The following is a 14,821-nucleotide window of genomic DNA, read 5'->3' as shown; positions in this document are numbered from 1 at the left end:
ATTAACCTGCTTTCAATGATTCGACAAGCTGGTGGAAATTCCCGCTTTTACAGAGTTGTGAAAAATAGTAACGAATCTAGATCAGTGGTTAACTGACCCCCTAGACGTAGCCCTCCGGTTTTTGTTTCTGGCAAATTTCCTTGCCCTGCCAAGCTTTTTCCCTGGCTGCTTTGTCCTCTTTTCTGAAAAAAAATCCCCTGGCGATCGCCGAGAATCATCAGTCCTAAGTTTATTTTTAATCAGAAATTTTAATTGAATCGACCCCTTGGCTAATTCGCTCCGGCCATCACAATTTCTTATCAGTTCACTAGTTCGATTTTGTCCTTCTTGCCCAACTCGATGGTAGTGACGGGGTTTCCTAGCCAAGACTGCGTAACTGTCGTCCGGCCTCAAACAGAGCAATGGCGGCGCTGGAGGCCAAATTCAAGCTCCTTACCTCGGAGTGGGGCATGGGAATGCAAAGTAACTGGGTAGATAAATCCCGCATCATCTGGGGTAAACCATCTGTTTCACTGCCCATCATCAGCCAATCCGTGGATTGGTAGGTGTAGTCCCAGAAATTAACCGTGCCAGTGACACTAAAACCGAGCAGGTTACCCCCTTGACCACGCCAATGGGTAATAAATTCTTCACAACTGTTGTGGTAATGGAGGTCAACATAGGGCCAATAGTCTAATCCTGCCCGTTTGAGATAACGATCACCCAATTCAAAACCTAGGGGGCCGACCAGATGCAATTCTGTCCCAGTGGCGGCACAAGTTCGGGCGATATTACCAGTATTAGGGGGGATTTGGGGATTAACTAGGACTAATTTGACCATAAAGACTATTTTTGAACAATTTAATTGATATTTACCGCAAAAATGGGCAAAAATATTTTGTCATGCCGGTGACGGAGATCACAAACTATCGATAACCAACAGTTATTAAACTGTCCCCTCGGCAAAAGTTTATGATTTTTTATCGGCTACCGAAGCCATCACACCAAACTTAGTATTTCATCCCGGGCTTTGCTCAGGGGTAAGCAGAGGTCCTGGGCCAGGATGGCTTCCTCCATCTCCGTTTGCAGAATCGCTTCCTGGACAATGGTTTGGGGCGTTTTCCCCTGTTCATATTGGGTAAGCCATTGTTGGGCCTGGTTGCCTTCCCGCAAAATTTTTCGCAATGGTGGCAAAAAGCAAGCAAAGCCCTGGTATTTAGCTTCCAGCTGTACTGACTGGTATAACTCCTCAATCCATTCTCTGGCGGCGATCGCCCGACCATCCCGCCAATGGTGCAGGGTGCTGTCCAGGCTACTAACGGCGGCGGAGATTTCATTTTGATCCGCTAGGGCTAGCAATTCCGAGGGGGTAAGTTGACTTTGTTGGAGGGGGTCCAGGGTGGGATCGGCCAGCATTTGTTGTAACCGGGCTTCCAGTAGGGCCACGATCGCCAGGAGGGAGAGGGGGTTAGTGACCAAATCGCAGATCCGTAATTCCAAACGGTTCAGGTTATGGGGTCGATTATCGCCGTTGGGACGCACCGCTGACCAAAGATGGCGGACATTTTGCATAGTGCCCAAGGTCAATTGCTCCTCTGTCCATTGCACAAAATGGCCATGGCTTGTAAACAGGGGCACCTCCTGGGGGGTTTTGGGGAACATCTGCCAACGGCTGGAATGGTAGCCTGTTACCTGGCCATTCAGAAAAGGGGAAGATGCACTGAGGGCAAGATATAACGGGGCTTCCATCCTCACTAAACGACAGGCCCGGATCAACTCCTCCACATCAGGAATACCTATATTGATGTGAATGCTGGCGGTGACCACCTGGGTACTGTAGGTTTGTTCGATGTAGGTATGGTAAGGATTTTGGGGGTCAGAACGGTAAAAGGTATCCGTCCCCCCCAGGGCCAAGCAACTGCCCGGTATTAATGTGTAGTCTTCCCCTAGTTGACTGAGGTAATGGCGTAATTGACGACGGGGCTGAAGAATTCCACACAACAGGCGATCGTAACTATTTAGCGGAGGTGTAGTGTATTCCACATTGCGGCTGTCCGGCTCCCGCACAAAGCCACTCAAATCCCGCACAATGCGATCGGAAAGCCCCACAATCTCACCGGTTTTCTTGCCGGTATAGATTTCGACTTCTAACCCTTTAGTCAATTGCACTGCACTCGCCTCTTTAAAAATTAGTTGGGGGAAAGACCACCAGGAAACAGTGGATAGGGGAGGATGCTGAAAAATGGATCAACATTCCGCTTCCCCAGTATCTCACCGCCTACCCCGCCAGGGCTAACAACTCTTCCGTTAACTCAAAGTTGCTGGTGACCGATTGCACATCGTCCAAGGATTCCAATGTGTCGATCATTTGCATAAGGGCCTTGGCTTGGTCTGGCTCGGCAATTTCAATGGTATTTTCCGGTAACCAACGCAGTTCCGTCTCTGCAATGGTGAAGCCGTGGTTCTGTAACACTTGGTTGAGGTTTTCCAGTTGATTCACTGCACTGAAAACTTCCACCCCACCCCCATCTTCCTCGTCCAGCCATTCGTAGCTTTCCCCTTCCCCTTCCAGCAAGGCTTCCAGTAACTTTTCTTCCTCCAGTTCCCCTACTAAGCGAATTACCCCTTTTTGGCTAAACATCCAACTGACACAACCGGTTTCCCCCAAATTTCCACCTTTTTTGCTAAATGCCGCCCGTAGATCTGCCGCCGTGCGGTTGCGGTTATCGGTGAGGGCTTCAATTAACACTGCTACTCCCCCTGGGCCATAGCCTTCGTAGCGCATTTCCTCGTAATTACTTTCCCCATCCTCATAGGTGCCTGCCCCCTTGGCGATCGCCCGGTCGATGCTGTCATTGGGAACCCCTGCGGCCCTGGCTTTTTCGATGGCTGTCCGCAGTTGGAAGTTGCCCGCCGGATCGGGAATGCCCTGGCGAGCGGCCACAATAATGGCCCGGGAAAGTTGGGTGGTGGTTTTACCTTTCTGGGCATCCACCCGTGCTTTTTGTCGTTTAATACTCTGCCATTTACGGCCGCCCATTGGTCATTACCGTCTAACAAACACACCAATAATTATTCCATTTCTGGGGGAGAGGAAGAAACAGAGGTAGGAATTTCCTCCTCATCGTCAATCATGCCAGGGTCAATGAGGGTGATATCAAATTGTTCGTTGCCCGGCATAGTACCAAATTGGTCCCGGCGACGGTACTCGTAGCGCACAGACACCTGGGGACCCATGACAATTTCGTCTCCGGTTTGGATGATATGCTCTTGCACTTTTTTGCCATTAATCATCAGTCCATTGACACTACTCTGTCCATCTTCATCGCCGTCAATAATTCGGTAAGCGGCTTGTACATCGTCGGAGGATTTACGCACCAGCACCGCATGGATACGGGAAACAAATTGGGATTTGATGCGGATATCAGCCCTCGGCGATCGCCCGATGGTGTAGAAGGTTTCAGTGAGTAAAACTTCTCGACGGCCAGCGTCATCTAAGATGATCAAAATGTGCTCTTGCAGGGGTTTTGCCGAGGGATCAGACATGGCCGGGGGAGAAAAAAAGCGGATGGTAACGGACAAATAGACTGGACGAAGTTTAGTTCCCAATCGATCCAATGGGCAAACGATCAAAAATTTACCCTCATCAATCTTAACCAAACTAACCAAGCAATCCTTAAATCAGGGGCTAAATTGACGGTAAATCAACCTAATTCCGCCTAAAAAAGCCTCCAGCTTCGCCAGAGATTTAAATAGCTTAGGTAGTTCACTTCTTTGCCCGCCGAACCTTAACCGGGATCTTGACCAAGGGAACGGGAAAATTGATACCGCAAAGCTAGGGCATTCAACACCACCACAATGGAACTACTGGCCATCATAGCCGCGGCGATCGCCGGAGTCAGCACAATGGCAAAACTAGGCAAGAATGCCCCAGCGGCCAGGGGAATGGCAAGGAGATTGTAGCCCAAAGCCCAGAGGAGATTTTGCTTGATTTTAGCCACTGTGCTACGACTTAGGGTCAAAGCTTTGAGCACATCGGAAAGATGGGAGCGCATTAACACCACATCGGCTGTTTCCATGGCCACCGCTGTCGCCCCGGAGAGGGAAATGCCTACATCGGCCTGGGCCAGGGCTGGAGCATCATTAATGCCGTCCCCTACCATCGCTATCACTGATACAGGGTTAAACCCTTGCATTGCCTTGATTTTGGCCACCTTGGCCTGGGGGGTCATCTGGGCTTGAAATTCCTCGATACCTACTTCCATGGCGATCGCCTGGGCAATGGCGGGATGGTCGCCGGTTAACAGCAAGGGAGCAATACCCCATTGTTTCAGTTGGGCAATGGTGGCCTTGGCTTCCGGTCGGAGAGTATCCCGCAAGGCTAAAAATCCCTGTAATTGCTGATTGCGAGCGACAAAAATAACGGTTTTCCCCTGGTCAAGCAGTTGATCCACCGCTGTTTGCCATTGAGGTTCCCCCATTACCCCCTGTTCCATGAGCCATTGTTGATTTCCCACCAACAGGCGATCGCCTTGGTACCAACCCTGAACCCCTTGCCCCGCTTCCGTTTCGATATTTTCCACCGGCAATAGTTCCAGACCCTGGGCACTGGAGATTAAGCCTTGGGCGAGGGGATGGCGAGTTCCCTGTTCCACAGAAGCCGCTAGGGTTAATAATTCAATCCCAGTAATATCAGCCACTGGCACCGCATCGGTTAACTGCAAATTACCCTGGGTGAGGGTGCCCGTTTTGTCGAAGGCCATCACCGTGGTGCGTTGAAGAATTTCGAGAATGTTACCCCCTTTGATCAGAATGCCCTGTTCTGCTCCCAAACTGGTGCCCACCAAAATCGCTGTGGGGGTGGCTAAACCTAAAGCACAGGGACAAGCCACCACCAAGACGGAAACACTCAATTTGAGAGCTAGCAAAAGGGGAGAAAGTCCGGTATCCGCCACCATTTCGGGAAATAAGGATTGCCCCACCATGGCCCAGAAGCCTAACGTTACCAAGGCGATCGCCAACACCCCATAGGCAAACCAGCCCGCCACTTGATCAGCCAATCGTTGCATGGGAGCTTTTTGGGTTTGGGCCGTTTCCACCAGTTGGATAATGCGAGCCAAAGTGGTTTCTGCTCCAATGTGGGTAGCGGCAATAATAATGGCTCCGGACTGATTCCAAGCTCCCGCAATGACGGCATCATCAACATTTTTCGCCACTGGTAGGGATTCACCGGTTAACAAGGACTCGTCCACCAGGGTTTTTCCCGCCACCAGAATGCCATCCACCGGGATTTTTTCCCCGGGGAGCACCTGTACCCATTCCCCCACCCGCACCTGTTCCACAGGAATTTCAATGCCAGTTTCTCCTTGGTCCTCTCCCCGCCCCACTAACCGAGCTAGGGATGGTTGCAAAGCCAATAATTCTGTCAACGCAGATTTGGCTTTTTGCCTTGCTTTACTCTCCAGGGTTCTGCCCAGTAGTAACATCCCCAACAACATCACCGGCTCATCAAAAAAGCATTCCCAGCCAAGTCCAGGCCAAGCCCAGGCAATGCAACTGGTGAGGTACGCACTGCCAGTCCCCAAAGCCACCAGAGTGTTCATGTTGGCATGGCCAAATCTCAAACCTCGCCAACCATCAAGAAAAATTTCCCGCCCCGGTATGGCGATCGCCAGGGTTGCCAAGCTCCAATGAAATATGGGGTGATGGAAAAAGGGAATCATGGGGCCACCAAAATGGCTTAGATGCCCCAACCCCGATAGGAGCAGTAACACCAGGGCAATGGTCAAACCCCAGTTAACGTTTTCCCTTGTCTCTTTTTCCCCTATCGTCGCAGGGATAGCGCCATGGCCATGACGAATCTGACTGGGAAATCCCCGCTGACTCAAATGTTCGGCGATCGCCTGGGGTTGAATCTTTTCCGGTTCATAACGCACCACCGCCACCGCTGTGACCAAATTGACGCAACTGTCCGTCACTCCCGTTAGTTGATCCAATTGTCTTTCCACCGCCGCCACACAACCGGCACATTTCATGCCCCCCACGTCGAGGGTCAAGCTAGCAGTACGATTTTGCCCATTTGCGTCTTTGTAAGTCAGGGTTGATGCAGGGGTCGGGGAAAGTTGAACCATGGTGGGGTTAATAAAGTAAACAGGGCATCAGTCCAAATGACATGGAGACAGCTTTTTCCACATTACCAACTGGTTTTGTTATCCTGTCCAGAATTAGCGATCGAACCAGCATTCCCGTTCCTTCTGGAAGGTTTCCATCTTGCCAATGCCTTCAATTGATGGATAGTCACAGGTCATTTACCAAACCAGTTCTACCAGCCTGCAATTCGCCGTAGTGACGATGGTTGTGGAAAAATGCACAGTGGCGGCAAACTCAGCCCATGCCGAGACAAGGGACTTTGACTAACTAGACAATCAACTATGTTTAGAGAGCCTTGGCCTTTTGGGTTTTAGCTTTCATTTTGGCTGCACTTTGGCGCAGGGCTTGGAGACGGGTTTCATACTGTTTGCGTTGACGACGGTTGGGGGTTTGTTCGATTAATGTTTTGAAAGCACTGCCAAGACTTTTGTAGGCATTAGGCAAGGTATAGCCGAAACGGGTAGCCAGGGTAATGGCCTTTTCATCCGCCTCGATCGCCTCTTTGATCCGTTTTTCACCGTTATTTTTTTGCCAGAGCCGGTAGCCAGAAATGCCACATAATCCCAGGGCTAAAAGTAAGAGCAATCCATCTTGCACCCACAGTTCCCCCACTGCACCCCCCAAACCGATCGCCAAGGCAGCCATTTCCCAACCTTCCCGGGGAATGGTATCACTCTGAATGCGGGCCACTTCGTGCCAAAAGAGTAAATTCCGCTGGTCAATGGCCAGGTTTTCCCATTTGGCCAAATCCACCTGAATTTCAATCTCATCCCGCCCCAATTCTTCCGAACGGATCAGAGGGGGATTAACTTCGGTACTGCCTTCCACCATTACCCAACTTTGGAGTTCCGGCGGCAGTAAACTTTTCAAGCGCCGCAGTTCACTCATTTCAGCGCGGGCCGTTGCAGAGGAATAGGAGGTCATGGCAGTTTGCTATTTTCTTGACTGATCAACAATGGATCTGGATAATCCTAACCCATTTTGACATTTTCCTTTGGGCGATCGCCTAGATGGTCGAAAAGTGCTCCTTAACTAACCCCCCGGCAGAAATCTGATAGAATTTGAACGGTCTTCCGCAGTCCTAATCCGCTGTATTCCAAGGGATCTACAAGAGATTTAAGAGATAAAACCACCATGATTTACGACATTTTCATGCCCGCCCTGAGTTCCACCATGACCGAGGGGAAAATTGTTTCTTGGACTAAGTCCCCCGGCGACAAAGTGGAAAAAGGTGAAACTGTCTTGGTGGTGGAATCGGACAAAGCAGATATGGACGTGGAGTCCTTTAACGAAGGTTACCTAGCCGCCATTCTAGTTCCAGCAGGGGAAGAAGCTCCCGTGGGGGCAACCCTTGGCCTAGTGGTGGAAACGGAAGCGGAAATTGCCGAAGCCCAAGCTAAAGCTGGCTCTGGTGGTGGTTCTAGTGCGGCTCCGACTGCAACCCCAGCCCCCCAACAACCTGAACCAGTGGCGATCGCCAGTGCAACTGCCATAGAGACAACTCCGGCCCCTAGCAGTAACGGCAATGGCAAAGGCAGTGGGCGAATTATTGCTTCCCCCCGGGCGAAAAAACTAGCCAAAGAGTTAAAAGTTGATTTAGCTACCATTGCTGGCACTGGCCCCCACGGCAGAATTGTGGCCGCAGATATTGAAAGTGCCGCTGGTAAACCCGTCACTGCTTCCATCGCTGCCCCCAGTGCCCCAGCTCCTAAAACATCCCCTGCCCCTACTCCAAGGGTAACCTCTACCCCCAGTGTTCCCGTCGGCCAGACAGTACCCCTGACCACTTTCCAAAAAGCTTTGGTGCAAAATATGGTGGCCGCCATGGCCGCTCCTACATTCCGAGTGGGCTACACCATCACCACCGATGGACTGGATCAACTTTATAAACAAATCAAAGGCAAAGGGGTGACTATGACGGCCCTGTTGGCTAAAGCTGTGGCTCTGGCCTTGAAAAAACATCCCATTGTCAACGCCAGCTACACTGACCAAGGCATCATCTACCACAAGGATGTCAACATTGCTCTGGCCGTAGCCATGCCCGATGGCGGTTTAATTACTCCGGTGTTGCAAAATGCAGACCAAGTAGATATCTACTCCCTCTCCCGCCGATGGAAAGAATTGGTGGAACGGGCCCGGGCTAAGCAGTTACAGCCTGAAGAATACAGCACTGGCACTTTCACTATTTCTAACCTGGGTATGTTTGGGGTAGACCGATTTGATGCCATTCTACCGCCGGGTCAAGGGGGAATTTTAGCGGTGGGTGCTTCCCGTCCCCAAGTAGTGGCCAATGAGGAAGGTTTGATTGGTACCAAACGACAAATGGCGGTTAATGTAACCTGTGACCATCGGGTAATTTATGGGGCCCATGCCGCCGCTTTCCTGAAGGATTTGGCTGTCATTATTGAAGAGAATGCCCAGTCTTTGACTATGTAATTCTTTGCAAACTAAGTCAGTTTGTTTGGAAAAGTCCCCCAACTCGTTCGGTTTTGGGGGATTTCCTTTCGGGAGCCTTCTCATCTACTACGGCAGTTTTAAGACAACGTTGATCCTGTCCAGATGAGTTCACAAAAAAATCAAAATTTTCTCAAGTTTTCTAATTGCTGACTAGTACCGACCAACCTAGGCGAGTGGGTTGTTGATAAAGCCGATATAAAGTTCTTAGATCCCGAGGAGAAATGGCCGGTACATCCGCAGTCTGGGCTGGGTATAAAGCATCTTCTTTGTGGTCACTGTGGCCCCAAATGCCTAGGGCGTGGCCTAGTTCGTGGCGGGCAGTGCCTTGGAGGGAAAGGGGAGCTAGGCCAGGTTTGATGGCGATCGCCATGCGGTGACGCAGTTGGGGCGGGGATGTGTCAGTCCAATAAAATTCATAGTTAGCCTGGGCGGTGCGGGCTCGACCAAAACTCACCAATCCTGTTTCTGGGTCCACAATGCGGGGTAGGGGCGGTTCTCGGTAAAAAATAGTGATATCCGCCTCGGTAGTATTCTCAACGATGGTGAGGGGAAAAAATTCTTGCCAGTCGGCGATCGCCGTTTTAATGGCCTGTTGCCAAGTGTAGTAACGTTTTTGAGCAGCACTGCCGGGGGTTAACCCAGGGGGATAGTCCACCGCCACAGTGACGGGAAATTTAGACCAGAGTAAATAACCTAGGGGAGAAGGTTGAACTTGGGAGAAATAATCAGTGCCGTCATCTCCGAGTAAACTGCGGTTTTCCAGACTGATGCCTAAATCTACCAACTCGGGGGGGAGGGGATGGATTTGCAACTCCGGTAAGGCTTGCTTGCTCCCATTGTTGGCGATCGCCGGCAGACTAACCAGTAATAAAGTCAACAAGAATAGGGCTAAGCACCAACCCCAGAGCTTGATTTTTTTGTTCACAAATTCTCCCCCCAGGGCCAATGCCTGACTCTCCAACGACGGAGAGAAGGAAATCTGAATATGTTGGAGCCTAGAAGTTATATTTATTTTATGATCGGTGTGATTAACCCAAGAGCTTGTCTAAAAGGCTATGACCCGCCCCCTAAATCTCCTCACTAAAGCTCCGGCAAGTTTGGGGGACTTTGAACACCATTCCCCCCAGAATTGGGGGGCTAGGGGAGCATTTAAAACACGTTCTAATTCGCTAGCCAGCCAGCGCTCAAAATAATAGTCAGACCAATAAAAATAATGCTCAGGGTCCAGGTCACTTGGTTGAGGGTTTTCTCTGCACTTTTGGCACTGGTGAATAATTGGGCTTGGCCACCGATGCCGGCAATGCCATCCCCTTTGGGGCTATGAAGCAACACCAGTACGGTCAACAGAGCGGCGGAAGCCATCCAAATAATTCGTAGAACAGTAATCAAAGTCATAACAATTCAGCGCCCCTCGGCGATCATACAGGCTTTTTATTTTAGCGCTTTTCCATCCCCCTACCTAACGGGAGAGATTGACCGGAGTGCGATTGGCCTTGATTTCTACCAACGGCTGATCGATTAAGGTTTTACCAGTCATTTCCGCCGGAACGGGCAACTGCAAAATATCCAAAATAGTCGGGGCGATGTCCGCCAGTTTTCCCCCTTCCCGTAGCTTGACTTCACCGCCGTGGCCAGGAATTTTACGTCCTTCCCCTTCCACCAAAATAAACGGCACCGGATTAGTGGTGTGGGCGGTCCAGGGATTGCCGGATTCATCGCTCATATATTCCGCATTGCCATGGTCCGCGGTGATCAACACGGTGCCCCCCACTTTAGCGGCGCTGGCCAGAAGGCGGCCCAAATTGAGGTCGACGGTTTCGATCGCCTGAATGGCTTCTTTGAGCTTGCCGGTGTGTCCCACCATATCGGGGTTGGCATAGTTGACCACCACCAGGGAATAAATGCCTTTTTCCATGGCCCGACAAACCGCATCGGTAACGGCTTTGGCAGACATCTGGGGCGCTTTGTCATAGGTGGAAACCATGGGGCTTTGAATTAGCTCCCGGTCTTCCCCGGCAAAGGGTTGTTCCAAACCACCATTGAAAAAATAGGTGACATGGGGATATTTTTCCGTTTCTGCGGTGCGGAATTGCTTCATTCCCTGGCGGGAGATAATTTCCCCCAAAATGTTATTCAAGTTTTGCGGCTCGAAGGCCACAACCACTGGCAGGGCAGGATCGTACTGGGTAAAGGTGACAAAATCCAGAGGCTGAATCCTTTCCCTGGGAAAACCATCAAAGCTAGGATTAACCAAGGCGTAGCAAAGTTGTCTGGCCCGGTCGGGACGGAAGTTGTAGAAAATTACCCCATCCCCAGAGGCGATCGCCCCGGCACCAATTCTAGTAGGGGGAATAAATTCATCGGTGATGTCGCTGGCGTAATAATCCTTGATCACCTGGGCGGCACTGCGGCCATCCCCTACCCCGTCTTCGGTCATGACTCGATAGGCTTTTTCCACCCGGTCCCAACGGCGATCGCGGTCTAAGGCGTAGTAGCGGCCACTGACACTGACAATGCGGCCCAGGCCAATTTTCTCTAGATGGGCTTGGATTTGTTGGACAAAATGGGCCCCTTCATTGGTGGGAGTATCCCGGCCATCGGTAATGGCGTGGATGCAAAGTTGACTGATGCCCTGGAGTTTAGCCAAGTCAATCAGTCCCAAAAGATGGTCAATGTGGGAATGAACTCCTCCGTCGGAACAAAGACCGATTAAATGCAATTTTCCTCGGCGATCGCGCACCCGTTGGCAGACTTCAATCAGCGCTTGGTTGTCAAAAAAAGTTCCGTCCTCAATGGCATCACTAATACGCACCAACTCCTGGGGTACCACTCGCCCAGCACCCAAATTGAGGTGACCAACTTCGGAATTACCCATTTGACCTTTGGGCAAACCCACATCTTTCCCTGAAGTATTCACCAGGGTATTGGGATAAGCGGCGATCAGACTATCCATAATGGGGGTGTTAGCCTGGGCAATTGCATTTGCGCGGGTATCTGGGCGATAGCCCCAGCCATCTAGGATGACCAGAACCACCGGGGCGATCGGTGCCTCTGCCATGGTTATTGCCTCACTACAGTTATAAAGTCTGCAAAAGATGCCCTTGATAATACCATCAAAAACATCCGGGGCAACTCCTGCCCTAGACCGAGTACTAGTTATTAATATCCATAGCCTGTTGGAGTTGGGCTGGGGTGAGGCTGGGCACCAATTGCAAAGGTAAAGGCTCCTGACTCATTTGTTGCACCACGCTATCCGTTAGATATGGTTTAAAACTACTATCTTGCTGAAGATAAAGATCAAAGAAAGCCAAACCTAAACTTTTCATGTAGGTGTAGGCTAAATCTTGTCCTGGGCCAACAATTTTTTCCGGTAAATTGTCCGTATCTTCTAGAAAGGATAGATGGGTGCCATTTTGCACTAGAAGCAGATACTTATTCACCCCTTCAATTAGGGAAAAAGGAATGATTTGTTCCGGTACCGGTGGAGCAAAAATGTCTTTACTACCCGCCACAATCAGGGTGGGTACAGCTAGGTTCTTCATGCCATCGGGGCCAAAAATGGGGTTAGTAACTGGATTGATGGCCAGCACCGCTTTAATCCGGGACTCCCTGAGGTTAGACGCAGGCGGGGCACTGCCAACCCCCTGACATTGCCAGAGTAGGGCCGGGTTGAGATTAATTTGATTGGGTTTATTTAGTTGTTCGCACTGTTGCAGTAACTCCGGCCATTCCAGGGTTGCTCCTCCACTGGCGATCGCCGTGTAGCCACCGAGGGAGTGGCCCAAGATTCCCACATTATTGATGTCAAATTTGCCCTGCCAAGCTGGATCTGTGGCTGCTTTTTGGGCTAGGGTATCGAGCACTAAGGTGACATCCTTGGGTTGTTCTAGCCAGGCATTGGGATCGGGAAACGCATCTAAGCCCTGGAGAGAATCCTGCATCCGAGCCGCATCACTTTCGGGAAAATCAATGCCGGCGATCGTAAAGCCATAGGACGCCAAATGATCGGCAATGTAGGTGAAGGCCTGAAAATTAGAGTTTAAGCCAGGGGCAATCACTACTAGAGGGGCTGGCGAACTATTGCCTTGGGGCAGATAAACAAAAACATTGACTGGTTGCCCATTGGGGCGGGGAATGGTGAGATTTTGCGTTGTCCATTTTTGTGGTCCAGGTTCAGCCAAAGCCAAGGGTTTTAGGTTAGGGGGCACGGGGTTAGATGGAATTTCCTGCTTACCCAACCAGGTAAAAATTCGATCGGTGGCTTGATATAGGGTATCCGCTTGGTCAATGGTATTTTTAAAAGTATCTAAGTTTAAAACTAAATCTGAGCCACCATAGGCATTAATAACATCGATAATTTTAAAGCCGTCAGGGTTTTGGGCCGCTGTCACAATCGCCCCTTCTAAAAAAGGTTGGCTTTGATCGGTCGGGGCCGCAATAATGTAGCTCAATTGTTGGGCAATTTCTTTGCCAAAAGTTGTATTAAAAAATCGAAAAGCTTCTACGGAGTTAAACTTAAAAGAATGGTTCAGCAAGCCCCTTAGTTTCTCTAGTTCTTCTGGCTTGAGATGCTGAGTATAAAATTTAAAATCCGGGTCGATGGTACCAGTTTCAGCAAAATCTGTCAGACTTTTCACAGAAATGTCAAACTGTCCCAGGGGCATAATGGAAAAAGTAATGGTTTCGGCCCCTTTGATTACGCTTGGTGAAGCTAAAACTAATAGGCTAGAAGTAAGGGCAATTCCTAACAAACGTTTGAAGTCAATCATGGTATTGGAAAAATAGTTGGAAAAATTAGTTGTTGACCAATCTGATGTCAGGGTGAAGAGTTGATTGGGTGAGGATAGTTTTTATTGCTAAAAATTGCGTTTTAAGGGCAGTTTTCAAAGGTTGTATTTACCGTTATCTAATCCCCTTTGAAAAGGGTTGGGTTTAAGAATTTTTCTCCTTTCCAAGGTAAATCATGGGGGTAGTGAGACAATTTTTAGACTTTTTAAACAGACTCTAAAGAAGTTGTTCAAAGCCAGCCATCTCTGCCAAAGTATACAGAGGCCTCCCTTTGACTTCATCGTAAATTCTGCCAATGTATTCCCCTAAAATGCCAATGCAAATTAGCTGAACTGCACCAAAAAATAGATTAGCGATGACCACTGTGGCAAACCCATCCAAAGGGGAATTGGTTTCCGATAAGCGCCAGTATAAAACTAATATCATCATAGCTATGGCTAGGAGAGCGGCTAAAAGTCCTAGGTAGGTGGCCAAACGCAGGGGCACAATGGAAAAGGAAACCAGACTGTTAATGGCTAAACGGAGAGATTTACGAAAAGTGTATTTCACTTCCCCGGCATGGCGAGGATCCCGTTCAAATTTAACGCCGGTTTGGGGAAAGCCAACCCAGGCCCTTAATCCCCGAATATAACGATTTCTTTCCGGCATGGTGTTGAGCAAATCCACCACTTGGCGGTCCATCAGGCAAAAATCCCCCGTGTCCGCCGGAATTCTTACATCTGCTAACCGTTGCAATAGTCGGTAGAACCCATAGGCCGTTAGCCGCTTAAACCAGCTTTCCTGCCGACGTTTAACCCGTTGGGCATAGACCACGCTGTAGCCTGCTTGCCACCTTTCCACCAATTGGGGCACCAATTCGGGGGGATCTTGCAAATCCGCATCGAGAATAATCACCGCCTGGCCCCGGGCGAAGTTTAGCCCCGCCGTCACCGCCACTTGATGACCAAAGTTACGGGCAAAACTAAGGTAACAGACCCGTTTATCCTGATCATGCAAAGCCCGAATCATTTCTAAGGATCGATCGCCGCTGCCATCATTAATCAGCACTAGTTCCGTACTTGCCAATTGATCCATGACTGCCTTGAGCCGCTCATATAACACGGGAATATTATCTTCTTCGTTATAAATGGGCACAATCAGAGAATACATTGGCCCCTGGCGATCGCCATTGTAAACACTGATGTCAGACCGGCTTGGTGAATTTGTAACCATGCATGGTGAAATGGGATTTACCTGTGAGTTTAGCCCCAAAAGTCAGACCAACTCATTGGCCAAACTCCAGACGGGCTTGTTCTACCAAATCCACAGTGACCTCATCTAGATCGGCCTGCCGAGCTAACTGCTCAATGCGCTGACGGGCTTGCACCCGGGCAAAATAGGGAATATTCTTCAACTTTTGCCGAGCTTCGGGGGTCCAGGGTAAAGATTCTTGCCACTGCATGGATTG

At 49.9% G+C, this 14,821-nt stretch carries 13 protein-coding genes; 1 reads left to right on the top strand and 12 read right to left on the bottom strand.

Annotation, left to right across the window (positions count from 1 at the left end):
* Positions 1-358: 358 nt before the first annotated feature.
* The 6 genes from trmL to C7I86_RS10685 form a co-directional block, all read right to left on the bottom strand.
* Positions 359-820, bottom strand: coding sequence for a tRNA (uridine(34)/cytosine(34)/5-carboxymethylaminomethyluridine(34)-2'-O)-methyltransferase TrmL (gene trmL, locus C7I86_RS10710; protein ID WP_010873242.1), 462 nt, complete (start codon positions 818-820; stop codon positions 359-361).
* A 158-nt stretch (positions 821-978) separates the two neighbouring features.
* Positions 979-2,148 (bottom strand): glutamate--cysteine ligase, encoded by a 1,170-nt coding sequence (gshA, locus tag C7I86_RS10705; RefSeq protein WP_010873241.1) that lies wholly within the window; start codon positions 2,146-2,148, stop codon positions 979-981.
* A gap of 109 nt (positions 2,149-2,257) precedes the next feature.
* The gene (locus C7I86_RS10700; RefSeq protein WP_010873240.1) at positions 2,258-3,019 is read right to left on the bottom strand and encodes a YebC/PmpR family DNA-binding transcriptional regulator; all 762 of its coding nucleotides are present in this window, start codon (positions 3,017-3,019) and stop codon (positions 2,258-2,260) included.
* A 32-nt stretch (positions 3,020-3,051) separates the two neighbouring features.
* The gene (locus C7I86_RS10695) at positions 3,052-3,525 is read right to left on the bottom strand and encodes an FHA domain-containing protein (protein ID WP_010873239.1); all 474 of its coding nucleotides are present in this window, start codon (positions 3,523-3,525) and stop codon (positions 3,052-3,054) included.
* Between the two features lie 242 nt (positions 3,526-3,767).
* Positions 3,768-6,110, bottom strand: a complete 2,343-nt coding sequence (locus C7I86_RS10690; protein WP_010873238.1) for a cation-translocating P-type ATPase — start codon at positions 6,108-6,110, stop codon at positions 3,768-3,770.
* A 304-nt stretch (positions 6,111-6,414) separates the two neighbouring features.
* Positions 6,415-7,053, bottom strand: a complete 639-nt coding sequence (locus C7I86_RS10685) for a DUF3318 domain-containing protein (RefSeq protein WP_010873237.1) — start codon at positions 7,051-7,053, stop codon at positions 6,415-6,417.
* Between the two features lie 210 nt (positions 7,054-7,263).
* Here C7I86_RS10685 and C7I86_RS10680 point away from each other — a divergent pair, with 210 nt between their 5' ends.
* On the top strand, positions 7,264-8,565 hold the full coding sequence (locus tag C7I86_RS10680; protein WP_010873236.1) for a dihydrolipoamide acetyltransferase family protein: 1,302 nt from the start codon (positions 7,264-7,266) through the stop codon (positions 8,563-8,565).
* 160 nt (positions 8,566-8,725) lie between these two features.
* Here the strand turns inward: C7I86_RS10680 and C7I86_RS10675 are convergent, their stop codons facing one another.
* The 6 genes from C7I86_RS10675 to C7I86_RS10650 all read right to left on the bottom strand — a co-directional run bounded on the left by C7I86_RS10675 (position 8,726) and on the right by C7I86_RS10650 (position 14,815).
* Complete coding sequence (locus tag C7I86_RS10675; protein ID WP_010873235.1) at positions 8,726-9,511, bottom strand: matrixin family metalloprotease; 786 nt, start codon at positions 9,509-9,511, stop codon at positions 8,726-8,728.
* 236 nt (positions 9,512-9,747) lie between these two features.
* On the bottom strand, positions 9,748-9,981 hold the full coding sequence (gene secG, locus C7I86_RS10670; protein ID WP_010873234.1) for a preprotein translocase subunit SecG: 234 nt from the start codon (positions 9,979-9,981) through the stop codon (positions 9,748-9,750).
* Between the two features lie 64 nt (positions 9,982-10,045).
* Positions 10,046-11,644, bottom strand: a complete 1,599-nt coding sequence (gpmI, locus tag C7I86_RS10665) for a 2,3-bisphosphoglycerate-independent phosphoglycerate mutase (RefSeq protein ID WP_010873233.1) — start codon at positions 11,642-11,644, stop codon at positions 10,046-10,048.
* 94 nt (positions 11,645-11,738) lie between these two features.
* On the bottom strand, positions 11,739-13,355 hold the full coding sequence (locus tag C7I86_RS10660) for an alpha/beta hydrolase (protein WP_010873232.1): 1,617 nt from the start codon (positions 13,353-13,355) through the stop codon (positions 11,739-11,741).
* 235 nt (positions 13,356-13,590) lie between these two features.
* The gene (locus tag C7I86_RS10655; protein WP_010873231.1) at positions 13,591-14,586 is read right to left on the bottom strand and encodes a glycosyltransferase; all 996 of its coding nucleotides are present in this window, start codon (positions 14,584-14,586) and stop codon (positions 13,591-13,593) included.
* A gap of 52 nt (positions 14,587-14,638) precedes the next feature.
* Positions 14,639-14,815 (bottom strand): PCP reductase family protein, encoded by a 177-nt coding sequence (locus C7I86_RS10650; RefSeq protein ID WP_010873230.1) that lies wholly within the window; start codon positions 14,813-14,815, stop codon positions 14,639-14,641.
* Positions 14,816-14,821 lie beyond the last annotated feature (6 nt).

The sequence above is a fragment of the Synechocystis sp. IPPAS B-1465 genome (genome assembly GCF_003015225.1).
GTDB lineage: Bacteria > Cyanobacteriota > Cyanobacteriia > Cyanobacteriales > Microcystaceae > Synechocystis.
This window is presented reverse-complemented; position numbering and strand designations above follow the sequence as displayed.

Excerpts from the sequence above, each read along its gene's own strand:
- C7I86_RS10690 (WP_010873238.1), bottom strand. The coding sequence starts at position 6,110 with ATGGTTCAACTTTCCCCGACCCCTGCATCAACCCTGACTTACAAAGAC.
- C7I86_RS10700 (WP_010873240.1), bottom strand. The coding sequence starts at position 3,019 with ATGGGCGGCCGTAAATGGCAGAGTATTAAACGACAAAAAGCACGGGTG.
- secG (WP_010873234.1), bottom strand. The coding sequence starts at position 9,981 with ATGACTTTGATTACTGTTCTACGAATTATTTGGATGGCTTCCGCCGCT.
- C7I86_RS10695 (WP_010873239.1), bottom strand. The coding sequence starts at position 3,525 with ATGTCTGATCCCTCGGCAAAACCCCTGCAAGAGCACATTTTGATCATC.
- C7I86_RS10680 (WP_010873236.1), top strand. The coding sequence starts at position 7,264 with ATGATTTACGACATTTTCATGCCCGCCCTGAGTTCCACCATGACCGAG.
- C7I86_RS10650 (WP_010873230.1), bottom strand. The coding sequence starts at position 14,815 with ATGCAGTGGCAAGAATCTTTACCCTGGACCCCCGAAGCTCGGCAAAAG.
- trmL (WP_010873242.1), bottom strand. The coding sequence starts at position 820 with ATGGTCAAATTAGTCCTAGTTAATCCCCAAATCCCCCCTAATACTGGT.
- C7I86_RS10660 (WP_010873232.1), bottom strand. The coding sequence starts at position 13,355 with ATGATTGACTTCAAACGTTTGTTAGGAATTGCCCTTACTTCTAGCCTA.
- gpmI (WP_010873233.1), bottom strand. The coding sequence starts at position 11,644 with ATGGCAGAGGCACCGATCGCCCCGGTGGTTCTGGTCATCCTAGATGGC.
- C7I86_RS10655 (WP_010873231.1), bottom strand. The coding sequence starts at position 14,586 with ATGGTTACAAATTCACCAAGCCGGTCTGACATCAGTGTTTACAATGGC.
- C7I86_RS10685 (WP_010873237.1), bottom strand. The coding sequence starts at position 7,053 with ATGACCTCCTATTCCTCTGCAACGGCCCGCGCTGAAATGAGTGAACTG.